The organism is Bacteroides sp. GD17, from assembly GCF_038448625.1.
GTDB lineage: Bacteria > Bacteroidota > Bacteroidia > Bacteroidales > Bacteroidaceae > Bacteroides.
The window spans coordinates 24,648-50,148 of record NZ_JBCEZS010000002.1; the positions used below are offsets into that span (position 1 = coordinate 24,648).

At 40.1% G+C, this 25,501-nt stretch carries 20 protein-coding genes; 16 read left to right on the top strand and 4 right to left on the bottom strand.

Translation table 11 applies throughout. From position 1 onward, the window contains the following. Window positions 1-17 precede the first annotated feature (17 nt). Window positions 18-1,784 (bottom strand): NADH-dependent [FeFe] hydrogenase, group A6, encoded by a 1,767-nt coding sequence (locus tag AAE250_RS03385; RefSeq protein ID WP_294601413.1) that lies wholly within the window; start codon window positions 1,782-1,784, stop codon window positions 18-20. Between the two features lie 12 nt (window positions 1,785-1,796). After that, window positions 1,797-3,704 carry an NADH-quinone oxidoreductase subunit NuoF gene (locus AAE250_RS03390; protein ID WP_294601414.1) on the bottom strand — a complete coding sequence of 636 codons (1,908 nt, stop codon included), beginning with the start codon at window positions 3,702-3,704 and terminating at the stop codon, window positions 1,797-1,799. Between the two features lie 239 nt (window positions 3,705-3,943). Here AAE250_RS03390 and AAE250_RS03395 point away from each other — a divergent pair, with 239 nt between their 5' ends. The 16 genes from AAE250_RS03395 (at window position 3,944) to AAE250_RS03470 (ending at window position 21,277) form a co-directional block, all read left to right on the top strand. Next, the gene (locus tag AAE250_RS03395; RefSeq protein ID WP_294601415.1) at window positions 3,944-4,270 is read left to right on the top strand and encodes a PadR family transcriptional regulator; all 327 of its coding nucleotides are present in this window, start codon (window positions 3,944-3,946) and stop codon (window positions 4,268-4,270) included. Between the two features lie 45 nt (window positions 4,271-4,315). Further along, window positions 4,316-5,425, top strand: coding sequence for a PspC domain-containing protein (locus tag AAE250_RS03400; RefSeq protein ID WP_294601416.1), 1,110 nt, complete (start codon window positions 4,316-4,318; stop codon window positions 5,423-5,425). A gap of 1,050 nt (window positions 5,426-6,475) precedes the next feature. Beyond that, window positions 6,476-7,018 (top strand): UpxY family transcription antiterminator, encoded by a 543-nt coding sequence (locus AAE250_RS03405; RefSeq protein WP_294601417.1) that lies wholly within the window; start codon window positions 6,476-6,478, stop codon window positions 7,016-7,018. A gap of 123 nt (window positions 7,019-7,141) precedes the next feature. Then, the gene (locus AAE250_RS03410; protein WP_294601418.1) at window positions 7,142-8,587 is read left to right on the top strand and encodes a lipopolysaccharide biosynthesis protein; all 1,446 of its coding nucleotides are present in this window, start codon (window positions 7,142-7,144) and stop codon (window positions 8,585-8,587) included. Between the two features lie 27 nt (window positions 8,588-8,614). Then, window positions 8,615-9,724 (top strand): DegT/DnrJ/EryC1/StrS family aminotransferase, encoded by a 1,110-nt coding sequence (locus AAE250_RS03415; RefSeq protein WP_294601419.1) that lies wholly within the window; start codon window positions 8,615-8,617, stop codon window positions 9,722-9,724. After that, window positions 9,724-10,932 (top strand): ATP-grasp domain-containing protein, encoded by a 1,209-nt coding sequence (locus AAE250_RS03420; RefSeq protein WP_294601420.1) that lies wholly within the window; start codon window positions 9,724-9,726, stop codon window positions 10,930-10,932. The genes AAE250_RS03415 and AAE250_RS03420 overlap by 1 nt, the downstream gene beginning before the upstream one ends. Before the next feature lie 38 nt (window positions 10,933-10,970). Next, window positions 10,971-12,104 (top strand): TDP-N-acetylfucosamine:lipid II N-acetylfucosaminyltransferase, encoded by a 1,134-nt coding sequence (locus AAE250_RS03425; protein WP_294601421.1) that lies wholly within the window; start codon window positions 10,971-10,973, stop codon window positions 12,102-12,104. Then, entirely contained in the window at window positions 12,101-13,282 is a 1,182-nt protein-coding gene (locus AAE250_RS03430; protein ID WP_294601422.1) for an EpsG family protein, read from the top strand. Before AAE250_RS03425 ends, AAE250_RS03430 begins: the two co-directional genes overlap by 4 nt. 252 nt (window positions 13,283-13,534) lie before the next feature. Then, window positions 13,535-14,383 carry an FAD-binding protein gene (locus AAE250_RS03435; RefSeq protein WP_294601423.1) on the top strand — a complete coding sequence of 283 codons (849 nt, stop codon included), beginning with the start codon at window positions 13,535-13,537 and terminating at the stop codon, window positions 14,381-14,383. A 3-nt stretch (window positions 14,384-14,386) separates the two neighbouring features. Continuing rightward, window positions 14,387-15,553, top strand: coding sequence for a glycosyltransferase family 4 protein (locus AAE250_RS03440; protein WP_294601424.1), 1,167 nt, complete (start codon window positions 14,387-14,389; stop codon window positions 15,551-15,553). After that, entirely contained in the window at window positions 15,550-16,665 is a 1,116-nt protein-coding gene (locus tag AAE250_RS03445) for a polysaccharide pyruvyl transferase family protein (RefSeq protein ID WP_294601425.1), read from the top strand. Before AAE250_RS03440 ends, AAE250_RS03445 begins: the two co-directional genes overlap by 4 nt. A gap of 14 nt (window positions 16,666-16,679) precedes the next feature. After that, the gene (locus tag AAE250_RS03450; protein WP_294601426.1) at window positions 16,680-17,960 is read left to right on the top strand and encodes a nucleotide sugar dehydrogenase; all 1,281 of its coding nucleotides are present in this window, start codon (window positions 16,680-16,682) and stop codon (window positions 17,958-17,960) included. Window positions 17,961-17,963: 3 nt separating this feature from the next. Next, entirely contained in the window at window positions 17,964-18,956 is a 993-nt protein-coding gene (locus tag AAE250_RS03455; protein WP_294601427.1) for a glycosyltransferase family 2 protein, read from the top strand. Further along, complete coding sequence (locus tag AAE250_RS03460; RefSeq protein WP_294601428.1) at window positions 18,943-19,467, top strand: acyltransferase; 525 nt, start codon at window positions 18,943-18,945, stop codon at window positions 19,465-19,467. Before AAE250_RS03455 ends, AAE250_RS03460 begins: the two co-directional genes overlap by 14 nt. Before the next feature lie 23 nt (window positions 19,468-19,490). Then, a complete protein-coding gene (locus tag AAE250_RS03465) occupies window positions 19,491-20,081 on the top strand; it encodes a sugar transferase (RefSeq protein ID WP_294601429.1) in 591 nt (196 codons plus the stop codon). A gap of 65 nt (window positions 20,082-20,146) precedes the next feature. Further along, entirely contained in the window at window positions 20,147-21,277 is a 1,131-nt protein-coding gene (locus tag AAE250_RS03470; protein ID WP_294601430.1) for a DegT/DnrJ/EryC1/StrS family aminotransferase, read from the top strand. 109 nt (window positions 21,278-21,386) lie between these two features. Here the strand turns inward: AAE250_RS03470 and AAE250_RS03475 are convergent, their stop codons facing one another. Together AAE250_RS03475 and AAE250_RS03480 are read right to left on the bottom strand one after the other, a co-directional pair. After that, entirely contained in the window at window positions 21,387-22,175 is a 789-nt protein-coding gene (locus tag AAE250_RS03475; RefSeq protein ID WP_294601431.1) for an N-acetylmuramoyl-L-alanine amidase-like domain-containing protein, read from the bottom strand. Between the two features lie 106 nt (window positions 22,176-22,281). Continuing rightward, window positions 22,282-25,500, bottom strand: coding sequence for a glycoside hydrolase family 2 TIM barrel-domain containing protein (locus AAE250_RS03480; protein ID WP_294601432.1), 3,219 nt, complete (start codon window positions 25,498-25,500; stop codon window positions 22,282-22,284). Window position 25,501: the final 1 nt, after the last annotated feature.

A 25,501-nucleotide genomic window follows, 5' to 3' on the forward strand; every position in this document is an offset into this window, starting at 1 on the left:
CTTTCTTTTTTAATGGGTTAATCAATAGACTTGTTGAAATAATGCGTATGCAGCAACCGTTCCGCAGCCTCACTCAGCGGTTTGCCCAGATACTCTTCGTACAGCGTCTTGATGTACGGGTTCTCGTGAGACTTACGCAGCGGTTTGTTGGCATCCTCGCGATACAACGCATTGGCACGTGCATAGAGCACCTCCGAATTACCGTGATGCAACGGTTGCCCGCCACCGCCGATGCAGCCGCCGGGACAAGCCATGATTTCGATGACATGATACTCGTTGCGTCCGTTGCGGATGTCTTCCAGCAGATGACGTGCATTACCCAGCCCGTGGGCGATACCCACTTTCAACTCAAAGCCGTCCAGGTCTATCGTGGCACGGCGCACACCGGCCAGTCCGCGTACTTGCTCAAAGTTTACATTCTCCAATGTCCGTCCCGTATAGATTTCGTAGACAGAGCGCAAAGCAGCTTCCATTACACCACCGGTGGTACCGAAGATGACGCCTGCACCGGTCGAAGCACCCATCGGGAGGTCGAATTCCTTGTCCGTCAGCAGTGTGAAGCCGATGTTTGCACGTCTGATGAGGCGTGCCAGTTCACGGGTCGATATGGAGTAATCCACGTCGGGATTGCCGTCCGTCTTGAACTCGTCGCGGTCGCATTCGTACTTCTTTGCCAGGCAGGGCATGATAGATACTACTACCAGCTTTTCGCGTGGAATCCCCATCTTCTTTGCCCAAAATGTCTTGGCGATGGAGCCGAACATCTGTTGCGGCGAACGTGCCGTAGAAGGAATATCGAGCATATCAGGGAAATGGTGTTCGAAGAAGTTCACCCATGCCGGACAGCAGGACGTCAGGATGGGCAAGCGTACAGACTTATCGCCTGCCATGTATCGGGTCAGGCGGTTCAGAATTTCAGAACCTTCTTCCATAATGGTAAGGTCGGCGGCAAAGTCCGTATCGAATACGTAGTCGAAACCCAGTTCACGCAGGGCATATACCATCTTTCCGGTGACCAGTGTTCCGGGAGGCAGTCCGAATTCTTCGCCCAGGGCGGCACGTACGGCGGGTGCAGTTTGTACTATCACTACCTTGTCCGGATTTGCAAGGTCGTCCAGCAAGCGGTTGGTGTGGTCGCGTTCCGTCAATGCACCTACCGGGCAGACGGCGACGCATTGTCCGCAATAAGTACATTCGCTGTCCGTCATCATCTTGTCGAAGGCAGGGGCAATGGTGGTATTGAATCCGCGGCGGATGGCACCCAATGCACCTACCGTCTGTACATCGTTGCAGACGCTTTCGCACCGGCGGCAGAAGATACATTTATCCATGTTGCGCACGATGGACGAGGTGACTTCGCGCTTGCGTGGCGAAAGCTCTCCTCCGTTGAAAGGCATTTCGCGGATGTTGAAGCGCAGTGCCAGCGTCTGCAATTCGCAGTTGCCGCATTTGGGGCAGGTGAGGCAGTCGTTCGGGTGATCCGAAAGGATAAGTTCGGCCACTACCTTGCGGGCATTCATCACACGCAGGGTACTGGTGCGTACCACCATACCTTCAGTACAGCGGGTGGCGCAGGCAGGTGCCAGGTTGCGGCGTCCTTCCACCTCCACCACGCAGATGCGGCACGATGCGGGATTGTTCTTGATGCAGGTGCCTTTCAGGTCGATGTGGCAAAGAGTCGGTATGTCGATTCCGATCTTTCGCGCTGCTTCCAGGATGGTAGCTCCTTGGGGCACGGTGATATAATGGTGGTCTATTTGCAGGGTTATTTGTTTTTCTTCCATAGCAGTAGGATTTTAGCAGACATTGATTGCTTTGAATTTGCAGCGCGCCATGCACATGCCGCACTTGATGCATACATCCGGCCGGATGACATGCGGCTTGCGCACATCGCCCATGATGGCATCTGCCGGACACTTCTTGGCACACAGATGGCAGCCGGTGCACAACTCCGGATTGATGGTGTAAGTGAGCAGCGACTTACACTGCCGGGCGCGGCATGTTCTGTCTTTCACATGTTCCACATATTCGTCATGGAAGTGCTTGAGCGTAGAGAGTACCGGGTTGGGCGAAGTCTGTCCCAATCCGCAGAGAGCTGTATCTTTTATTACTTGTCCCAACGTGGAGAGGGTGTCGAGGTCTTTCTCCGTTCCCCGGCCTTCGGTAATCTTGTTCAGGATTTCAAGCAACCGCTTGTTACCGATGCGGCAAGGTGTGCATTTTCCGCACGACTCTTCCACAGTGAAGTCGAGGTAGAACCGCGCTACGGACACCATACAGTCGTCTTCGTCCATCACAATCATACCGCCGGAACCCATCATGGAGCCTTCGGCAAGCAGGTTGTCGAAATCGATCGGCGTATCGAGGTGCTTCTCTGTCAGGCAACCGCCCGAAGGGCCGCCCGTCTGCACTGCCTTGAATTTCTTTCCTCCTTTGATGCCGCCGCCTATTTCGTAGATTACCTCGCGCAGCGTCGTTCCCATGGGGACTTCAATCAATCCTACATTATTTATCTTTCCTGCCAGGGCAAATACTTTGGTTCCTTTGGAGCGTTCCGTTCCGATGGACGAGAACCATTCCGCCCCTTTCGTTAATATAATAGGTATATTGGCAAGAGTTTCCACATTGTTCACATTCGTCGGCTTGCCCAGATAGCCTGCCTCTGCCGGGAAGGGGGGCTTCAAAGTGGGTTCTCCGCGTTTTCCCTCCATGGAGTGGATAAGCGCCGTCTCCTCACCGCAGACAAAAGCACCTGCACCATAGCGGATTTCGATGTCAAAACTGAAGTCGGTGCCGAAGATGTTATTCCCCAGTAATCCGTATTCGCGGGCTTGGGTGATGGCAATCTTCAGTCGTTGGATGGCAAGCGGGTACTCGGCACGGATGTAAACCAATCCCCGGGGCGAACCGATGGAGTAACCGCAGAGTGCCATTGCTTCGACGATAGAGTGGGGATCACCTTCCATGATGGAACGGTCCATGAATGCACCGGGGTCTCCTTCATCGGCATTACACACCACATATTTCATATCTGCCTTTTGCAGGCTGGCAAGTTCCCACTTCTTTCCGGTGGGGAAACCGCCACCGCCGCGTCCGCGCAAACCGGAGCGCTTGATGACATCCACCACCTCTTCGGGCTTCTTGGTGAGCAGACTGTCCGCCAACGCCATGTAGCCGTCCAGTGCGATGTACTCTTCTATATTTTCGGGGTCGATGAAGCCGCAATTTCGCAAGGCGATGCGCATCTGCTTCCGGTAGAAGTCCATGTGCTTGGAGTCGCTGACGGTCTGTTCCGTTTTCGGGTCAACGTAGAGCAACCGTTCTATCTTCCGCCCGCCGATGATATGCTCGCTGACGATTTCGTCGGCATCTTCGGGAGTTACCTGGGTGTAGAACGTGTTGTCCGGGATAATCTTGACGATAGGTCCCTTTTCGCAGAAGCCGAAACAACCGGTAGTGATTACATTTACCTTGTCGGTAATATTATTTCTTTCGAGTGCCTGCTGAAGTTTCTCAGCAATGACATGGCTGGCTGAAGCCTTACAGCCCGTGCCGCCACAAATCAGGATTTGCAGATGTGCCGTTCCTAATGCCAACCCACAGCATTGTTCGGTAACCGTCTCGTCGCTTTGCTCGCGTAAACGTAGCGCACTCTCTGCCCTCTTCCTGATTATTTTCAGATCATGAATGGTTAGTACTTTCATTATGTAATAGATTAGGGTCGGAAACAAAGATAGGAAAAGGTTTCCGAATGACAAAAAGAAAGACGGAAAGATTGAATAAGGAATTTAGGAATCTCTTCTCGCAATGGTTAAATAATGATAATATGAGGTACTTTGTAATACAAGGTACTAATATAATACATATATTTGTGCCATACAAAGGAGATGGATAAAGTAATGATGATCTCCTGAATAGTAAATGCTTAATAGTAGATAATATTATGGATGTAAACAATGTAAAGTCGCAAATGCGCAAGGGCATGCTTGAATACTGCATCATGCTGCTGCTCCATAAAGAGCCGGCCTATGCTTCGGACATCATCCAGAAGCTGAAAGAGGCCAGATTGATCGTAGTGGAGGGGACGCTTTATCCGTTGCTCACCCGTCTGAAGAACGACGACCTGCTGAGCTACGAATGGATAGAGTCCACCCAAGGGCCCCCTCGTAAGTATTATCGGTTGACGGAGAAAGGAGAAGTCTTCCTCGGGGAACTGGAAATATCCTGGAAAGAACTGAACGAGACAGTCAACCACATCAGCAATTCGTAACCTGTAATTCATACTTTGTAATTCATCATTAAAAACATATTAGCAATGAAAAAGACATTAACTGTAAACTTAGGCGGAACTGTTTTCAACATTGACGACGACGCATACCGCCTTCTGGATAACTACCTGAGTAACCTCAAACTGCATTTCCGCAAAGATGCCGGTGCAGAAGAGATAGTAGATGATATTGAGCGCCGCATTTCCGAGCTTTTTGCCGAGAAACTGTCTGCCGGTTCGCAAGTAATTACGATAGCCGATGTGGAAGAAGTGATTGCCCGCATGGGAAAGCCGGAAGATATGGAGGCAGGAGAGGAGAGTACCGGTTCCGCTTCGGGCGGTGCAAATGCAGGCAGTAGTTCTGCATCCGGAAGTTGGAGTACCGGTACTGCTTATGGATCTACGCGTCGGCGCCTTTACCGTAACCCGGACGACAAGATGCTGGGTGGCGTAATTAGCGGTATGGCTGCCTATCTGGGATGGGATGTGACCTTGCTTCGTCTGTTGCTGCTCGTCGTTCTGATTTGTGGAGTAGGTACGCTGATACCGGTTTATATTGTATGCTGGCTGATTATTCCGGAGGCCAGTACGGCAGCCGAAAAACTGAGTATGCGCGGCGAAGCTGTTACGGTAGAGAATATCGGAAAGACCGTGACCGACGGTTTTGAGAAAATGGCTAACGGTGTGAATGACTATATGAAGTCTGACAAACCGCGTACTGCTCTGCAGAAATTGGGTGATACACTGGTGATGATTGCCGGTTGGATTCTGAAACTTTGTGTGGTGATATTCGCTATCATTTGCAGTCCGATACTGTTTGTGGTCGGGGTGGTGTTTGTAGCTCTGCTGTTTGCTGCGGTGATGGTGGCTGTCGGTGGTGGCGCGGCGCTGATTTCGCTCTTCCCGATGTTTGATGTGGTACTGCCTACTTCTCCGTTGTCTGCCATTGTGCTGTACATTGCAGGTATCTTGGTGGTAGGTATTCCTTTGGTCAGCCTTGTATGGGCAATCTTCGGACAGGTGTTTAAATGGCAACCCATGAATTCCGGTCTGAAGTGGACACTGGTTATTCTTTGGATTGTGAGCGCAGCTTGTTTTGGTATCTGCTTCGCAATACAAGGGGCTACTTTCCCGGAACTTGGAATTTTTAATATATAGAGGATAGCATCCCTACAAGAATACAATACTTTGTATTACAGTAAATTAATACTTTGTACTACAATAATTTAATATCGTGTTTGCAGGAAGTTAATTCCGTGTAAACACGATATTAATTTTCTTTTTTCCTTCCTCCCTTTCTTCTTTATAAAGAGTTTAAAGTCCCTCTCTTTTTGAATTCATCTTCCTCTTTCCCCATCTTGTTTTTGCATTGTCTCCTACACCCTACACCCGCTTTGCAATACTTTTATTGATAGGCAGTTACGGGTGTATAAGAGGTTTGTAGGGTGTATAAGGATTATTTACTTCTCCTACACCAATTATCTATTTCCCTTATAGTTAGTGTTTTATCCCCATTCTTTATTTCCCATAATATAATGTGATTTTCTTCATTTTCCTTGTTGTTTTTGTACTTTTCCCTTATTAGTAATGCAGTTCTGGAACTTGCTAAACTTCGTTTCATGTATGAGGGCTCTACGGGGGACAACCGGAAACCGTAGAGCCCTCGGATGGCAACTGTTCGGCCCACAATTGGAGGACGAAGTTATGTAACGTGTATAATCACGTAAACTGCTGTATATACGGTGATTATGTACGGTGCAATCTCGGTTTTATTCCATTCTTTAGGGAGATTGTGCCCAAGGAATAGCTTTGAAGAATTTTGGTAGAAGAGTATGTTAAATCCGCACATCAGAGTATGTGTCAACTGATTGATTTTTAATGAAATAATGCTTTTGCAGAAAAAGATTGCCATTTTATTCACAAGAATATTTTGTAATTTCGTTTCTTGGTTTTACCTTTGCATCCGTTAAACAAACGCTTATTGAATGCCTTAGCATCTATAAACGTTTCGTTATCAGTCTTGTAAGGCGTAAAAACTGTACAAACCCATTTGAAGCAGATTTTTCAACCTTCAAAAGCACCAGCTTGCTTCTCCTGCGATAGGGGAGGTGTTAACTGGACAATGGACGTACCAATTTCAAATCCAAGAAATTACGTTCTAACCGGAAGGGGATTCATTCCCCCGGTGTCCCCAAAGAATATCCTTTCGTGAACGCTCATAAAGAAGAAATACACTGGTATGCCTTGCGCATTACTTATAGCCGGGAACTGGCTTTAAAGCAGTTTCTGGATGCCGAGCAAGTGGAAAACTTCGTTCCTATGCGTTACGAATACGTCACGAGGCAAGAGCGGCGCATCCGCAAATTGGTTCCTGCTATACACAACTTGGTGTTTATCCGTGGTTCCCGCCAGCAAATAGATGAAATCAAGGAAACTAAAGCTGCTATTTTTCCACTTCGTTATATAATGGATCGTGAATCCCGTCAGCCCATTGTTGTTCCTGATGTTCAGATGCGCAACTTTATTGCTGTTGCCGGTACATTCGATCAGCAAGTCATTTATCTGCCACCTACCGACTTTTCTATGAATAGAGGTGATCGTGTCCGTATCACCGGTGGTATCTTCGAAGGTGTTGAAGGCGTTTTTGTCCGTATCAAAGGCGACCGCCGTGTTGTTGTTTCCATCCAGGGGGTCATGGCTGTAGCTACTACTTTTATCCATCCGTCTCTTATTGAGAAAATAGAAGAATAGAATAAAACTCTATCTTACTCTGTAGCTTCGCGGTGCAATTGATTCTTTTGTAAGTAATCATTGTGAGTACTTTATCAAAAGGATACGCTCTAATTTAGTATAAATCCATAGATTTATGATTCTGTGACAGATTCGTTGAAACATAAAACAATCCAAGGTGTCGGATGGAGTTTCATTGACAATATCGCAAGTTCAGGTATTACCTTTTTGGTAGGACTTGTGCTTGCTCGTCTCTTAACTCCTGAAGAGTATGGAGTAATGGCCATGATAGCTATATTTATTGCAATATCTAATTCCATTATAGACAGTGGCTTTTCCAATGCATTGATACGAAAGATACATGTAGAGCGAATTGATTATAATACAGTCTTTTGTTTTAATTTGATAGTCAGTATTCTTATTTATGTACTTCTCTATATATCTTCTCCTGCTATTAGTCTATTTTTTAATGAGCCTATTTTGAAAGGAGTAACAAGAGTAATCGGATGGGTACTGATAATTAATGCACTTGCTATTATTCCTCGTACTCAATTTGTGAAGAATATAGATTTTAAAACACAGACCAAAGCGTCTTTTATATCTTCTATTAGTAGTGGAGTTATTGGAATAGGGATGGCGTTAGGAGGTATGGGAGTATGGAGTTTAGTTGGGCAACAACTGTCTCGTCAGTTTTTGAATACTTTATTACTTTGGTTTTATAGCAAATGGTATCCGGTATGGGAATTCTCTGCAAAAAGTTTTAAAGAATTGTTTGGCTTTGGTTCTAAATTGTTACTTTCGGGATTATTGGATACTATTTATAAGAATATTTATTATATTGTAATAGGACGTTTTTATACTTCTATACAGTTAGGACAATACACTCGTGCTGAACAGTTCAATACAATATTTTCTAGTAATTTGAGTCGGATTGTGCAGCGCGTTAGTTATCCTATGCTCAGTTCCATACAGGAAGAACAAAAACGTTTGCGTGAGGCTTATCGGCGTGTAATAAAGACTACCATGCTTGTAACCTTTGCTTGTATGCTTGGACTTGCTGCTATAGCTAAGCCTTTAATCATAATTCTAATAGGGGAGAAATGGTTACCGGCTGTTGCTTTTTTGCAAATTATCTGTTTTGCGGGTATGCTTTATCCGCTCCATGCTATCAATTTGAATATTTTGCAGGTAAAGGGGCGTTCGGATTTATTTCTTAAATTGGAAATTGTCAAGAAAATCATAGCGATAGGTCCTGTCGTTATGGGAATCTACTATGGAATCGAGTATATGTTGTGGGGCAGTGTTCTAACTTCTGTCATAGCTTATTTTTTTAATAGCTATTATTCAGCAGAATTAATACATTATCCTACAACTGACCAAATAAAAGATATATTACCTATTTTTATTGTTTCTTTGACTGTTGCTATCGTTATGTGGAGTCTATCTATGCTAAACATTTCCGTTTACATACAACTTCCTATTCAATTAGTTGTAGGCATGGTATTGGCTATTACCGCCTATGAACAGTTACAACTCCCCGAATATTTTGAGTTAAAGCAACTTGTACTTTCTGCTATTCGTAAGAAATAAAAATCAGAAATATTATTATTAAATGAGATGGGAAACAAAGTAATTACGGTTACTTCTCCGTTACTTCCTTCACTAGACGATTTTATACCCTATCTGCAAGATATTTGGGATCGTAAGTGGTTGACTAATAATGGTCATTATCATAAGGAGTTGGAGAGAGCCTTGTGCGAGTATTTGGAAGTGCCTTATATCAGTTTGTTTACCAACGGTACTTTGCCGTTGATGTGTGCATTGCAAGCGTTGCGTATTACGGGTGAAGTGATAACCACTCCTTATAGTTTTGTTGCTACTACTCACGCTTTGTGGTGGAATGGCATCAAACCTATATTCGTGGATATTAATCCTGAGACTTGCAATATCGATCCTGATAAGATTGAAGCTGCAATAACTCCTAAAACAACAGCTATCATGCCTGTTCATGTGTATGGTAAACCTTGTGATGTGGAACGCATCCAAGAGATAGCCGATAAGTATGGCTTGAAAGTCATTTATGATGCTGCACATGCTTTTGGCGTGAAAGTAAATGGAAAATCAATACTGGAAGCTGGTGATATTTCGACGCTGAGTTTTCATGCTACGAAAGTATATAATACGATTGAGGGGGGAGCCTTAATATGTCACGATGAAAAAACGAAAAATCGTATTGATTATTTGAAAAATTTTGGTTTTGCAGGAGAAACAACGATTGTGGCTCCTGGTATCAATGGCAAAATGGATGAAGTGCGTGCAGTTTATGGTCTGCTAAATTTGAAGCAAGTGGATGCGGCAATAAACTCTCGTCAACAAGTAGCCATCAAGTATCGTGAAGTTTTACGAAATGTAGAAGGTATTAGCTTTATGGAAGACATGCCGGGAGTTCATCACAATTATGCTTATTTTCCCATTTTCGTGGATGCTCCAAAATATGGCATGACTCGTGATGAACTTTATTTCAAAATGAAAGAGCAGAACATATTGAGCAGACGTTATTTTTATCCACTTATAAGTGAGTTTTCTACTTACAGAGGATTGGAGTCTGCAAAACCTGAAAATTTGTCAGTGTCGCATAAGATTGCCAATAGTGTGATTTGTTTACCGATGTACCATAATCTTGATAATAGTGCTATAGAGTATATCCTAAATTTGATAGTTAAATAATGAAACAAAAAAGACTTCTTCTTCTTGGTGGCCTGCGTTATTTGCTTCCAGTAATAGAGGCGGCTCATAAACAAGGTTACTATGTAATAACTTGTGATTATATTCCGAATAATATAGCTCATAAATATTCTGACGAATACCATAATGTAAGTATTATAGATAAAGAGACGGTACTAGCTTTGGCACATGAACTTCAGATAGATGGTATTATGTCCTTTGCTGTTGATCCTGGAGTTGTAACTGCTGCTTATGTGCAGGAACAGATGGGGCTACCAGCATTTGGACCTTATGAATCAGTCTGTATTTTGCAGAATAAGGATAAATTTCGTAACTTTTTGACACAACATGGCTTTAATGTTCCGAGAGCCAAAGGCTTTTCTTCTATAGAAGAGGCTTTGGATGAAACTTACTGGTATTCTTGGCCTGTGATAGTAAAGCCTACAGATGCAGCAGGTAGTAAAGGGGTAACGAGGGTTAATAGCTTGGAAGATTTGGAACCAGCACTTAAGCATGCATTTGAGCATTCCATATCCAAGCGGGTAATCGTAGAAGAGTTTATCGAAAAACAAGGATATTCTTCTGATACGGATAGTTTTTCCGTGAATGGAGAGTTAAAGTTTGTGTCATATTCTGCGCAACGGTTTGATGATGATGCAGCTAATCCATATACGCCATCTGCTTACAGTTGGCCTTCAACTTTTACAATAGAGCAAAAGACCGAGCTAACTTCTGAATTACAGCGATTGTTAAAGCTTTTGAGGATGCATACTTCTATCTATAATATTGAAACCCGTATAGGATCGAATGGGAAGCCTTATATAATGGAGGTTTCTCCAAGAGGCGGTGGCAATCGTCTAGCTGAAATGCTTCATTTTGCGACAGGAGTTGATCTGATAACTAATGCTGTGCGTGCAGCAGTAGGCGATGAAATTGAGAAAATAGAACAAAGAGCTTATTGCGGGCATTGGGCAGAGGTGATATTGCATGCAGACAGAGATGGACGTTTTAAATCATTAGCTATTGACGAAAAAATTTATCAGGCTCATGTAGTTCAAACAGATTTGTGGGTTAAGGAAAATAATAAAGTTTCTGCATTCAAGGGTGCTAATGATGCAATAGGTACATTAGTCTTGAAATTTGATTCAGAATCAGAATTAGAACAGACTTTAGCTCATCAAAAGGATTGGCTGACTGTTGAATTAAAATGATGGTAACTATATGTAAGTAATATTTTGGTACTTTTACAATGATGGATAAATTGATTTTTATACATATAGGTGCGGATGAAAAATTTTATAGATTGGCACGGGAACAATTTAGCAATATAGAATATCTTCATAATATATATTATTTAAAGTCCAATATAAATAAAAGACTTGATAACCTGATAGTTATTGATAGCTTTAAGGCTTTATTCAATGAAATATCAAAAATACCATATTTTGCATTAATTCTTCATTCCAGATGCGGTATTCCTGAATTTTATTTCAAAAAAATACCTCGTGAAAAAATAATAGTTTGGATTTCATTTGGTTTTGATTTATACAGTGATACTTCTTTTTTACACTTGGATAGAACCCCTTTGAAATATCCATTGTTCAAATCTAAGACTATACATTATCTTTGTAAGCATCCAATTTCTTATATATTAAGAAGAATCTTTGTAATTTGGAAGCATAAATTAGGATATTCTTTTTTTATGAAAAGAATTGATTACGTTTCAACAAGATTGCATATAGAGTTTGAACTTTTATCTGTTGAATATCCACATGCCAAAAATTTTTCTTTTTCATATATTGGTAAAGAGGATGTATTAACTACTAAGATACATGATTTAAATGATAGTAATCGTATATTGGTAGGAAATTCGGCTTCAATAGAGAATAATCATTTTGACCTTTTTGAGAGAATAAGATGTTCTAATTTAACGAAGAAATATAACCTTATTGTTCCTATAAATTATGGAAATGAATTATATAAAAAAGAAGTTGAAAAGAAGGGTGTTAAATATTTTGGAAAGAATATAGAACTGTTGAAGAATTTTATTCCTTATAAAGAGTATGTGCAGCTTCTTTCTTCATGTAAAGTTGGTATTATGGGACATTTGAGGCAACAGGCTTTAGGAAATATAGAATTATTAATATTAAATGGCGCAAAAATATTTGTCTATAAGGATAGTGTAATATATAAGTGTTATAAACAAATAGGAATAAAATTATTTACTATAGAAGATGATTTGAATATAAATAATATTGATACGCCTTTATCAGTAGATATAGCAAATAATAATCGTAATATTCTTATTGAATATTTTTCCTATACTCGTAGCTTACAGGATTTGAAATTATCTATACAGAATATTGTTGAAAATCATAGATGATCTATTTCTTTATTTTATCTTTTATATTAATAGGTATTTTTTTGTATGATATACGAAATTGTCGTACGAAAAGAGTGGAATATTATTATTTCATTTTTATGTTATTGTCTCTGTTATCAGGTTTTAGTTATAGATTGGGGGCTGATACAATTTCGTATATGAATGAATATAAATCTTATAGTGATAATGTATTAATACTTTCATTTAATTATATTTTTTCATTTGCGGAGACAGATAGGATGCCCTTGTGGATCTTGCTGAATACAATTTTCCGAATGTTTCATGCTGACTTTTGGGTTTTTCATTTGTTTCAGTCTATTGTCATTAACTATGCTGTATGTTTTATTTTTCATAAATATAGTAATTGTTCTTTTGTTGCCCTTTTATTGTATTATATTGTAATATTCCCTTATTTTAATTTTGAGATTTTGCGTGAAAGTTTTTCTGTAGCTATTTTTTTGTTCTTGGTTCCAAGCCTTTTAGCTAAATCTTATTTTAAATATTATATAGGTATATTATTTGCATTGGGATTTCATATTTCTGCTTCTGTCTTGTTTTTTGTGCCTTTTATGGAGATAATATCTCGACAAAAATTCGGATTTGTTATTTTTGTAATTATTATAGTTGTGATTCTATTTTGTTCTCAATATTTTACAGAATCCCTGTTGTTACTGTTGAATATTGATTTGTATGCAGATAAGGCATTAGGATATTTTACAAATACAAAATATTCTTTATCTAAATTGAACGTTTCATTTGTTGTCAATATTTTATTTTTTATAGTTTTGCCATATGTATTATATGCTTTTTCATATAAAAAAAGGGAATATAAAAATCTTTCTTTATTTCCATTAGTAGGAATGTATACATTAATATATGCTGCAACATTAATAGTCCCGATCTTTTATCGTTTAAACAATTATTTTATAATATTTTTTATTATATGTATATCTGGCATGTGGAAAGGCTGGCATTTTGAAAGAATCTCCATTAGCGTAGTTAAATTTATTGGGCGTTTCCTTTTGTTATGTTTTTTGCTTTTTAAGTTGAGCTTATATTGGCTTCCTTTGTATCCAACTATATATCCTTCGTATTCAAGATATTATCCTTATGAATCTGTTATATATAAACACACTGATCCTATTCGTGAACGTATATTTTTTAATTTAGACAAATAGTAAGCTATTACTTGTAGTGTGTTAATTGATTTCTTTATTATTATCATGAGAATCTATATTTCTGCTAGCATTGTAAAATTATTTTAGAGGAATGGAAATTATACTTGTTTTTATTTGCTGTACTTTTTCGTGATAATTCTTAGTGTATAACTATTACGATATTGTTTATTCATACTATCTTTTGTATTGCCTGTCGGCAATGAGAAATTATTGAAATATTCATGAAATGAACCATAAAATGGAGTTTATAAAATGAAAATACTTAAATCAGTAGATTTGTATAAGTACAATACGATGAAATTACATTGTTTTGCAGAAATTATGTACATACCGGAGTCTGTTAATGAATTAGTTGAACTTATCACTATGCTGAAGGAGCAGCATCTTAATTTCTATTGTTTAGGAGCAGGTAGTAATATCATTTTTGCGGAGAGAGTAGAAAGACCTATTATTAATTTGATGTTTTTTGACAATAGCTTATGCTATTGTGAGAATGGCATTGTGCAATGTGGTGCCTCTGTAAGAATCCAGAAACTTATTTCATGGCTTAAAAACTATTCTTTAGGAGGTATTGAATATTTATTTTCTGTTCCTTCCAGTGTAGGGGGGGCTGTATATATGAATGCAGGCCGTGGTCGTAAGTTTAATATGTCAATATCAGATTATATTCAAATGGTAAAATACTTGGATCTATCTGATATGAAAATCAAAACTCTTTGTGGAAATGAATACTTCTCATATAGAACATCTCCTTTTCAAAAAATAAATGTTGTAATACTGAACGTGTTTTTTAAATTCAAAAAACAAGAATTAGCAGTAACTGAAAGATTAATAAAAGAGAGGTTGGAGTACTCAAAGAAGACTTTATCTGCAGATAAACCAAGTTGTGGCTCTGTGTTTAATAAGGTAAATCCATTTATTATTAGATTGTTTATGGGCAAAGTGAGTGGTGGAGCCATGTTTTCTCAAAAGACTCCTAATTGGATTTGTAATATGGGTAATGCTACTGCTAAAGATATTGAAAATTTAGTAGGGAGGGTTATTAGAATTCATAGATTGTTTTTGTTAAAATATAATTTAGAGATTCGTTTTTTTAAATAAATCATGATGCATATATTACATATTTCAGGATCGTATGGAGGTACAGAGGTTTATAAGAATCTGTATTCTTCTTTGGACAATTTAGGAATACGGCAAACTATATTTGTGCCTTTGAATGCTGCTAATCATGATAGGATAGGTAGTCACTATATTGATTTTAAGGTCTCAGGATCTCGTATTATTTATTCGGTAGCTTTAAAACCTTGGCATCGCTTCTTTTATAAAAATAAAATAAATGTTATAACAAGGGAAATAGAGAGAGAGGTTGATCTACGGTGTGTAGATATTATCCATGCTTCTACATTATGTATGGATGGAGCAGTTGCTTATGAGTTAAAAAAAAAGTTTGATATACCTTATTTATCTGCAGTACGAAATACAGATATATCAGTTTATTACAAATATTTTAAATGGCAGATTCCTTACTTTTCTAAGGTTTTTTCCGAAGCTGCTAACATTGCTTTTATTTCTCCTCAATATAAAAATTTTTATTTGAAGAATTTTGTAGCAGAGAGTAAACAGAAAAATGTCATAAATAAAATTGTAATAATTCCTAATGGTATAGATGCACTTTTTCTCAAGAAAAGATTCATGGCATTCAAGGAGCTGTCGCGTCCTATAAAAGTTGTTTTTGCTTCTGCGTTTGTGAGAAATAAGGGGTTGATGGAAATAATCAATGCTATTGCTTTATTGAGAAATGAAGGGTATGATATAACTCTGAATGCTATTGGAAAAGGTTTGCCTTTTAGAAGAGAAAATACTAATTATATAGATAAAGTGGAAAAATTGGCAGAGAAATACGATTGGATCGAATTGCAGAATTTTTTACCAAAAGATTTATTACGTGAAGCTTTTTCACAAAGTGATATTTATGTGATGCCATCTCAACCGGAAACTTTTGGTTTAGTTTATGTAGAGGCACTTTCGCAAAAACTTCCTATCGTTTATGGTAAAGGAGAGGGATTTGATGGCTATTTTGAAGAATCTTTTGTTGGTTATGCAGCAATTCCTTTTGATGTAAATGATATAGCCGAGAAGATAAGACTTGTGGTAGATAATTATGATAAAATAATTGCTAATATTAGTAGTCTTGATTTGAATAATTTATTTAGTTGGGAAAGTATTTCTGAAAAATATGCGGAATTATATATGAAAATAACTGTACAATGAAAAAACTAGCACTTCTGTCTTTTCATAATGCGGCCAATTACGGTGCTGCTTTACAAGCATATGCCTTGCAACATGTTTTGTCTCAGAAAGGATATAATTGTGAATATATTAATTATCAGAATAAACAGCGGCGAAATGAATACAATATGGCATATCATGTTGTAGAATGTTTGAAGCAAAAGAAACTTAAATCAGCGTTAGTTTATTTCTTAGGTAGTCCGTTTATGTTTATTAGGAAGAGGAGATTCAGGAAGTTCTATGACCATTATCTTAAATGTACTGACACAATCTATTCAACACGACAGTCGGTTGCTATATTAAATAGTCAATATGATAAATTTATAGTGGGAAGTGATCAGGTGTGGAACTATGAAAACAATGGAGGTGATTTCGTGTATATGCTTGATTTTGTAGAAAAAAGAGAAAAAAAAGTCTCTTATTCTTCGAGCTTTGGTCTATGTTCAATACCTGATGAATTATTGGAAAAATACAGAAAGTATTTAAATGATATCAAGTATTTGTCAGTACGTGAAAGCTATGGTGTAGAAATAATTAGAAAACTTACTGGGCGGACAGCTAAATTAGTTTTGGATCCAGTCTTTTTAGTAAAGAAAGAAGATTGGCAATCTTTGTGCCATATTATAAATGAAAAATATATTTTTTCTTATACCAATCAACCTCACCAATTTAATATATTTCTAAGCCAAACGACATTTAATATTAGAAAATATAAACATTACAAATTAGCACGTGCTACTACAGTTTTAGATTTTTTATCTAATTCTACAAGAGTTAAATATACAATGTCCCCAACAGAATTTGTTAGTGTCATTAATTGTGCTGACTTGGTAGTGTCTGCATCATTTCATTGTATCTCGTTAGCTATTATTCTAAATAGACCTTTTGTTGCTATTTTAGCTGGGGATATGGGAAAGGATGAAAGAATATTAAGCCTATTGAACTTATTGGGTTTGCAAGATAGAATATTATCTTCTTTCATGACACTAAATAAGGTTATGGAAAAAATAGATTACGATAGGGTAAACCAAAAGATTACTTCATTAAGAAATGATTCACTTTCATTTTTGAAAGAGAGTATAGAAGATAATTAATATAATATATTGGTATGGATACAATTAAAATTGCTGTAATCGGTCTCGGTTACGTAGGGCTCCCTTTGGCCCGACTTTTCTCAACGAAGTATAAAACAGTTGGTTTTGATATGAACCGGATGCGAGTGGATGCATTGATGGCAGGGCATGATGCTACATTGGAAGTTTCGGATGAATTGCTACAAGATGCTATTCTAAATCATGGTTTTGTCTGCACAACAGAACTCGAAGACATGAAGGATTGTAATTTCTATGTGGTAGCTGTACCTACTCCTGTTGATGCTAATAATCGGCCAGACTTGAAACCTTTGTCGGGGGCAAGCGAGACGGTGGGTAAGGTTATCTCCAAAGGAGATATTGTGGTATATGAATCAACTGTTTATCCAGGAGTTACGGAAGAAGAATGTTTGCCAGTGATTGAAAGAGTTTCCGGCTTGAAATTCAATGTGGATTTCTTTGCAGGTTACTCTCCTGAACGGATTAATCCAGGGGATAAAGAACACACCGTGGAGAAAATAAAGAAAGTAACTTCTGGTTCGACTCCTGAGGTTGCAGACATTGTTGATAGAGTGTATAATTCTGTTTTGTTGAATGGAACTCATAAGGCTCCTTCTATCAAAGTAGCAGAAGCTTCGAAAATTATTGAGAATTCACAGCGTGATGTAAATATTGCGTTTATGAATGAATTGGCAAAAATCTTCAATGCGATGGGAATTGATACGAATGATGTGATAGAAGCCGCTTCTTCTAAATGGAATTTTATAAAGCTGAAACCGGGCTTGGTTGGTGGACATTGTATCAGTGTAGATCCATACTACCTGATACAGAAGGCACAAGTCTATGGGGTACTGCCACGGATGATGTCTGCTGCTCGTCGGTTGAATGATGGTATGGGAGACTATGTCGCTAATCAGGTGATTAAGTTGATGAATAAGAAAGGGATTTTGGTAAAAGATGCTAAAATTCTGTTATTAGGTATCACATTTAAGGAGAATTGCCCAGATATTCGTAATACAAAGATTGTGGATATCTACAGTACATTGTCTGAATACACTAGGAACATTACGGTATATGATCCTTGGGCAAATACAGCTAAGGTTAAGCATGAATATGGTATTGCCCTTGCTGAAAACTCTTTGAGAGAGTTGCGAGGAAAGTTTGATGCCGTCGTTTTAGGGGTAGCTCATGATGTTTTTAAGAATGAAGATATTCGTTCTTTTTTGAAAGAAAAGAATGGAGTTATATACGATGTAAAAGGAGTTCTAGATAGAACAGTTATTGATGGAAGACTATAAGCTATGCTTTCTGTAATTTGTCCAATTTATAATGAAGCAAAATATATTGATATTTGTGTTCAGTCTATTTTGCTTCAGGATTTTCCAAAGGATAAACTGGAAGTATTATTTGTAGATGGTATAAGCACGGATGGAACTCGTGACATTATAAATAGTTATTCCCGACAATATTCTTTTATCCATTTATTAGATAATGAAAGGCGTATAGTGCCGGTTGCCATGAATATTGGCATAAAGGCTTCCAAAGGAGATGTAATAATGCGTTTGGATGCCCACGCTCAATATCCTCCGAATTATTTTTCCGCACTAGTGTTGAAATTATACCAATTGAATGCTGATAATGTGGGGACAATTTGTAGGACTGATGTACTGAACAAGACCCCCAAGACTTTGGCTATTCGAACAGTATTGGGTAATAAATTGGGTGTTGGTAATTCTACTTTCCGATTAGGAATTGATAAAGTGATGGAAGTGGATACGGTTCCTTTTGGTTGCTGGAAAAGGGACGTTTTTGAAAAATATGGTTTTTATGATGAGCGCTTGATACGGAATCAGGATATAGAATTGAATAAACGGATAGCTCATGGTGGAGGGCATATTTTTATTGTACCTGATACGTATTGTACCTATTTGGCTCGTGAAACATTCAAAGGATTGGCTAAGAATAATTTTGGAAATGGGAGATGGAATGTTTTGACGGTATATTATACAAAGCAATTTAGATCATTATCGGTGAGGCATTTCATACCATTGCTGTTTTTACTTTCTTTATTTCTACCTTTATTATTTGCTTTGTTTTATACTCCATTTGCTTATTTGCCATTTTTATTTTTATCAATGTATTTATTGGTTCTTTCTAGCATGAGTTTGTATTTGTCTATAAGTAAGAAACTCAATGCATTTTATTTATTAACGACTTTTGTCATATTACATGTATCTTATGGATATGGTTCGTTAGTGGGAATTTTAAATTGCATAAGTCATGGAAAATGCTGATTGTCGGAGTCAAAAAGGAACTCTCTTTTCTTGGATGTGGAAAAAGTTGTATAAAGAAAAAGTGCCGGTTCCCTATTATTGTTATTATTCCTTGTTTACTATTATATTAAAGCCTATAAGAAAGTGGTTTTCTGCCGTATTTATTCCTACTATTCCTTTCTCTAACTTAAGGGTGCAGTGCTATAGATGGTGTGGCTACAAAATAGGTAAGAATACTTTTATAGGGATGCGCTGTTATTTGGATGATATGTGTTATGATTTGATTGAAATAGGTGATAATGTGACAATATCTTATGGCGTTTTTTTGGCATGTCATGGTCGGAAACAAGGACATAATAGGCTGGTCATAAAAGAGGGGGCTTATATTGGAATGAATAGTTCTATAATTGCCCGTAATAATGATGGAATAGTAATCGGAAAGAATGCAGTAGTAGGAGCTTGTAGCTTAGTGAATAAATCAGTTATGGATAATTCGGTAGTGGTTGGTGTTCCTGCTAGAAAAATTAAGTAAAGTCTAATAGACGTTTTAGATATATGTTTTTAAAGTTTGTTTTTGACCGAGGGACAGCACTCTTTGGGTTAATTTTTCTATCTCCTATTTTATTTGTTGTAGCTATTCTGATTCATGTTAAGATGCCGGGGGGGGCTGTTATCTTTAAGCAAAAAAGGGTAGGACAGTACGGTAAGTTATTTACTATGTATAAGTTCCGCTCAATGACCGTCGGCCATTCAGGGAGTTCGGTTTCTGTAAAAGGCGAAGGACGCATTACTCCTTTAGGAGCAAAGTTACGAAAATATAAATTAGATGAATTACCTGAATTGTGGAATGTATTGATAGGGGATATGAGTTTTGTTGGTCCTCGTCCTGATGTCCCAGGTTATGCAGATAGACTTGAAGGGGAGAATAGAAGAATACTACTTCTGAAGCCTGGTATTACCGGTCCTGCTAGTTTAAAATATCGTAATGAAGAAGAATTGTTAGCAGAACAGGAAGACCCCCAGAAATACAATGACCAGATACTGTTTCCTGATAAAGTAAAAATCAATATAGAATATTTGAATAACTGGTCTTTTGGGTATGATATTAAAATCATTATATATACGGTACTGGGAAAGGATTTGTGAAGTACTTTCCTTTCTTTTTATTCCACTCTATATACGAAAATCGGATCATCATAAATAATTTTCTTATGAACAATAGAATATGGCTTTCGCTTGCCCACATGAGTGGTCGTGAGCAAGACTTTATAAAAGAAGCTTTTGATACAAACTGGGTAGTTCCTTTAGGCCCCAATGTAGATGCTTTCGAGAAATCTTTAGCAGAATATCTGGGGAAAGAGCGCTATGTAACGGCTTTGAGTGCCGGTACGGCTGCTCTTCATTTAGGATTGATTCTACTTGGCGTGAAACCTGGCGATGAAGTGATCTGCCAAAGCTTTACATTTGCTGCTTCTGCCAATCCTATTTCTTATCTGGAGGCAGAACCGGTATTTGTGGATAGTGAAAAGGATACCTGGAATATGGATCCGGTGTTACTGGAAGAGGCAATCAAGGACCGTTTGAGAAAGACAGGACGGGTACCTAAGGCAATTATTCCCGTTCATCTTTATGGTATGCCTGCCAAGATGAAAGAAATCATGGAAGTAGCACAGCGCTATGATATTCCTATCCTTGAAGATGCGGCAGAAGCTTTGGGCTCAGAATTGTATGGACAGAAGTGCGGTACTTTTGGTGAATTGGCTGCCTTGTCCTTCAATGGGAATAAAATGATTACGACTTCCGGCGGCGGTGCTTTGATTTGTCGTACGCCAGAGGAAGCAAAGCAGACGAAGTTCTATGCAACCCAGGCTCGTGATGCAGCCCCTCATTATCAGCATACGCATATCGGTTACAACTACCGTATGAGTAATATTTGTGCAGGCATCGGCCGTGGTCAGATGTTTGTCTTGGATGAACATGTGGCCAGGAGACGTGCCATTCATGACCTTTATACTGAGTTACTGAAGAACGTCCCGGGAATAACCGTAATGCAGAATCCTGATGAGGATACTGACTCTAATTTCTGGTTGACTTGTATTCTGGTTGATCCCGACAAAGCCGGTAAGACTCGTGAAGATATCCGATTGAAATTAGATGCCGAGAATATTGAGACTCGTCCTTTGTGGAAGCCAATGCATTTGCAGCCGGTTTTCAAAGATGCTCCTTTCTATGGAAATGGGACGAGTGAGCGGTTGTTTGATATCGGTTTATGCCTGCCTTCCGGCCCGACATTGACAGATAGTGATATACAGCGGGTAGTTGATACAATAAAGGCAGTATGAATATGAAACTATAGCTGCCAGGCTAAGAACTATAACAGATATAAAAATGCCGATAAGTATGTGTCTCCACTACTTATCGGCATTTCTTATATCTTCCTTTTAATCAAATTTACTTTTTCAGTCTCAGTACACGGATTCCCGTCCACTTATTATTATCCTTCAACATTTGCGATAAAGCCACTTTAGAAACAACTACTTTTTTATCGGTAGAAGAAGCATGTACTAATGTAAGTTTGTCATCTGCGTAGAAAGCAATACCCATGTGGGCTACGTCCAAGCCGGGAGTATTGGTGGTGATGGCAATGATGTCACCGTCTTTAATCCAGGGAAGACCGGCAACGGGAAGTTTGGCTTTGGGGAGATAATGAACGTTTTGACCGGACAGTGATTTCTCTATTTCCTTCATTTTTGCAACGTTCTCCGGCGAGTTGGCCAGTTGCTTGTACTGTTGGGGATGAGACGACATGTAAGAGATGGAAAGCTTTTCAGTGTCGGGGCTCATGTTACCGGTCACATCTTCGAGGATGCCATTGCGTACACCGTTGTTTATCCAGTCGGCAATGTAATGCAGGCGGGAAGTGTAACCGTCGATATTGCCATTACGGTAACGGATCTTCTGCAGGTTGTCGGCAAAGGCACTTTCGGAAATATCTCCGTCCGCTAACTTGGGAGTAAGTGTTTCTGCCAGTACATATTCTACAAAAGTAGTACAGTCCATTTCATCACAATTGATGATAAGTTCTTCGGGACCGTCTGCTTCGAGAGTGTGGGCTACGTAAGGAACATCCAAATACTTTATTCCATTGCTCAGCACATCTTTTCCTCCTTGTGCAGAGACAGAAGTCACCATAGCTGCGGCACAAAGGGCGCTGAACATAATTTTAGTCATTGATTTCATTGTTTTCTCTTTTAATTATTATTCTTATTTTATCCTAAAACATAAAAAGGATGCAGCAAATTTACTACATCCTTTTCATAAATACTTAATCCGAAGGGATTAAAATTCAATATTGCAGAATTAAATTTTTATAATCCTCTTTTTTGTCGAACGGAACAATCGCGAAACCATACTCAATGGCGCTGTCTTTACCCGGACGGATCAGATAAGGTTCGTGAGGGGTTGCTCCCCAACTGTTATCTCCTCCAACGCCCATCATACGATAGTCTATGAACATATCCACCAGCTTCTCCGGTTGCGGGTCTGTGAGGTGGCGATGGTTGGTCTTGTCGGTACGCGGGGCACCATTGTCAATCGTGTCGCCGCTATCCAGGCTTCCCAAAGGATAGTTGGAAGCATTCAGCTCAAACGTGCGGTCGGCAATAAACAGCAGACCTTCCTGAGACTTACGGGCTAGAGCACACCAGTAAATATCCGTGCGATGGTTGTTCTCCTGCGGACGGACATACGGTTCGTACATATCCTTGATGGGAGTAGTGCACTCTCCGATGAACTGGGAAGTGCGGCGGTCGCGGTAGTTCTCTTTCGGGCCACGGCCATAGTAGGTCAACGTTGTGAATACGTCGGACAACTGCATCCGCAAACCTACACGCGGTATCATCGGTGCCTGGTTGCCTTCGGCTACGAACTGGTTATCGACTTTGATAATGCCATTGGCATATATCTTATAAGTAATATTCCAGCGGGCATCTGTCTGCGGGAAGTGGTAGGCTACTTTTACAGTGGTAGAGTCAAGACCTTGGGATACTTTGAAACTCTCGGCTTTCAAATCTTGATAGCTGGCTTCTTTCCACACTTTGAGACGGGTGGGGAGTTGTGCTCCGTAATCATTGTCTGTCGGTGCACGCCAGAAGAAGGGGCGGGGACCTTGGCCGTCCTGAATGTATTCCTGTTTCTTGTACATATAGGATTCGAGCAGACCGCTACGTTTATCGAACGAAGCCTTAAAATCGGGACCGGAGAATACGATCTTGGTACCTTCGTCTTTAGAAGCAGCCAGTTTCTGTGCCGGAGCTTTCCCTTTATAGAAAGTATGGACATAAGTCTGTTCGCGTGCTATAACTGTACCGGCGGGTAAGAATGGCTCTGCTTCTTTTACGGCGGCGTAGAACTCAATGCGTACATCTCCCGTTGTGAATTTCTCTTTGGGAATGCCATTCAGGAAGCCGGTTGTCACAGTCTTGCCCGGAGCAGCCTTTATGTTCTCTATTTGTCCTTTGTAGATTTCTTTGCCATGATCGCGGATGATATAATAAAAGTCATATTTATCCAGATTCGTGAAGGAGAAATCATTGCGTATTTTTACGGTAGAAGTCTGCTTGTCAAAGCCGAAGAACTTGATGTTCTGATAGACTTTTCCCATTTCCTCGGTTTGTGGCTTTACGCTGCGGTCGGGGTAGACAACACCGTTGATACAGAAGTTGCCGTCGGAAGGAGTACCGTTTTCTCCATAATCACCGCCGTAGGTCCAGTATTTACGACCATTGTCTGTTTTGGCAGCAAATCCCTGGTCTACCCAGTCCCAGATGCATCCGCCCTGGAGGATCGGATATTTCTCGATAACATCCCAGTAGTCTTGGAAGTTACCAAGGCTGTTACCCATGGCATGGGCGTATTCACAGAGGATGAGCGGGCGGGTCATGTCCTTGTTCTGAGCATATTTCTCCAGATAGGAAGGACTGGCATACATCGGGCAGTAAATATCCGTGTTCCATTCCAACTGTGCACGTTCGTACTGTATAGGACGGCTATCGAGCGTCTTCAGTGTGTTGTAGGTAACGTAGAAGTTCAATCCGTTTCCGGCTTCGTTGCCCAAAGACCAGGTGATGATGGACGGATGGTTCTTGTCGCGCTGATACATGTTCATGGTGCGGTCGATGTGGGCATTCATGAAGAGCGGATTATTTCCCAAAGTACCACCGACGCGAAGGTCGTAACCCATACCGTGGCTTTCGATATTTGCTTCGTCGATGACGTAGATACCGTATTGGTCGCAGAGTTCGTAGAAGCGTTCTTGTTGTGGATAGTGGCAGGTACGGACGGTATTGACATTGTACTTTTTCCAAAGCTCAAAGTCTTTTTTCATCAGTTCTTCGGGAACGTAGTGGCCGGTGTACTCATTGTGTTCATGGTAATTCACGCCTTTCACAAGAATGGGTTGTCCGTTCACCAGCAACTGCTTGTCTTTTATTTCTACGGTACGGAAACCGACCTTACAACTGGTCGCTTCAATCACATCTCCGTTTGTACGTTTCAAAGTGATGAGGAGAGTGTAGAGGTTAGGAGTTTCGGCAGTCCACTTCAGAGGTTCGCTGATAGTTTTCTTGGTGAACTCCACTTCGGTCTGGTCACCGGTGATCTGTGTAGAAGATTGGGCTACTTGCTGGTCTTTGCTATCCAGCAGTCGATAGCCTACTACAAGTGGGGTGTTTTGTCCGCTTTCGTTGGTAAGCTGAACTTTTACCTTTAAGATACCGTCGCGATAATTATCATCCAGAGGAGATTCAACTTTGAAGTCGGTGATATGGATCTGGGGCTGTGCATACAGGTAGATATCGCGTTCGATACCGCTGATGCGCCAGAAGTCCTGACATTCCAGATAGTTGGCATCGGAGAAACGGTGCACTTGTATGGCGATGATATTCTTCCCTTTCTTGGCAATGGCGCTGACGTTGAAGCGGGCAGGAGTTTTGGAATCTTTGTTCATTCCCACAAACTTGCCGTTGAGGTAGTAGAAGGCGGCTCCGCGTACTCCGTCGGCACTCAGGAAGATTTCCTTATTATCCCAGTCACCCGGAAGAGTGAATTCACGGCGATAAGTTCCGGTGGGGTTCCAATCTTTGGGAACATAAGGAGGATTGGGCTTATCCCAATAGGGTTCATAACCCGGAGAACAGAATTCATAGGGCTGGTTTACGTAGATAGGTGTGCCGAACCCTTGTAATTCCCAATTGCCGGGAACGTTGATGTCGGGCCAGCGGCTGACGTCTGTTCGTTCGTTCATAAAGTCCGTGGGACGGTCGGAGAAGGTTTCCACGTAATGGAATTTCCATTTCCCGTTGAGGGATAGGCGGAAAGTACCGTTCTTGCGATCGTTGATAACGGCGTCCGCTTCTGTGGTGTAGGACGTAAACGTACTACGGGAAGGCTCTTTGTTGATACTTGTCAGTTTGGGGCTGGTGATCTCTTCATAGCGGTTTTCTTGCGCAGATAGGGTGAGAGGGAGCACAGCCAGACAAGTGAGTAATAGATGCTTTTTATTCATA

Coding starts and splice junctions, on each gene's coding strand:
- AAE250_RS03385 (WP_294601413.1), bottom strand. CDS start 1,784: ATGGAAGAAAAACAAATAACCCTGCAAATAGACCACCATTATATCACC.
- AAE250_RS03390 (WP_294601414.1), bottom strand. CDS start 3,704: ATGAAAGTACTAACCATTCATGATCTGAAAATAATCAGGAAGAGGGCA.
- AAE250_RS03395 (WP_294601415.1), top strand. CDS start 3,944: ATGGATGTAAACAATGTAAAGTCGCAAATGCGCAAGGGCATGCTTGAA.
- AAE250_RS03400 (WP_294601416.1), top strand. CDS start 4,316: ATGAAAAAGACATTAACTGTAAACTTAGGCGGAACTGTTTTCAACATT.
- AAE250_RS03415 (WP_294601419.1), top strand. CDS start 8,615: ATGGGAAACAAAGTAATTACGGTTACTTCTCCGTTACTTCCTTCACTA.
- AAE250_RS03420 (WP_294601420.1), top strand. CDS start 9,724: ATGAAACAAAAAAGACTTCTTCTTCTTGGTGGCCTGCGTTATTTGCTT.
- AAE250_RS03425 (WP_294601421.1), top strand. CDS start 10,971: ATGATGGATAAATTGATTTTTATACATATAGGTGCGGATGAAAAATTT.
- AAE250_RS03430 (WP_294601422.1), top strand. CDS start 12,101: ATGATCTATTTCTTTATTTTATCTTTTATATTAATAGGTATTTTTTTG.
- AAE250_RS03435 (WP_294601423.1), top strand. CDS start 13,535: ATGAAAATACTTAAATCAGTAGATTTGTATAAGTACAATACGATGAAA.
- AAE250_RS03440 (WP_294601424.1), top strand. CDS start 14,387: ATGATGCATATATTACATATTTCAGGATCGTATGGAGGTACAGAGGTT.
- AAE250_RS03445 (WP_294601425.1), top strand. CDS start 15,550: ATGAAAAAACTAGCACTTCTGTCTTTTCATAATGCGGCCAATTACGGT.
- AAE250_RS03450 (WP_294601426.1), top strand. CDS start 16,680: ATGGATACAATTAAAATTGCTGTAATCGGTCTCGGTTACGTAGGGCTC.
- AAE250_RS03455 (WP_294601427.1), top strand. CDS start 17,964: ATGCTTTCTGTAATTTGTCCAATTTATAATGAAGCAAAATATATTGAT.
- AAE250_RS03460 (WP_294601428.1), top strand. CDS start 18,943: ATGGAAAATGCTGATTGTCGGAGTCAAAAAGGAACTCTCTTTTCTTGG.
- AAE250_RS03465 (WP_294601429.1), top strand. CDS start 19,491: ATGTTTTTAAAGTTTGTTTTTGACCGAGGGACAGCACTCTTTGGGTTA.
- AAE250_RS03470 (WP_294601430.1), top strand. CDS start 20,147: ATGAACAATAGAATATGGCTTTCGCTTGCCCACATGAGTGGTCGTGAG.
- AAE250_RS03475 (WP_294601431.1), bottom strand. CDS start 22,175: ATGAAATCAATGACTAAAATTATGTTCAGCGCCCTTTGTGCCGCAGCT.
- AAE250_RS03480 (WP_294601432.1), bottom strand. CDS start 25,500: ATGAATAAAAAGCATCTATTACTCACTTGTCTGGCTGTGCTCCCTCTC.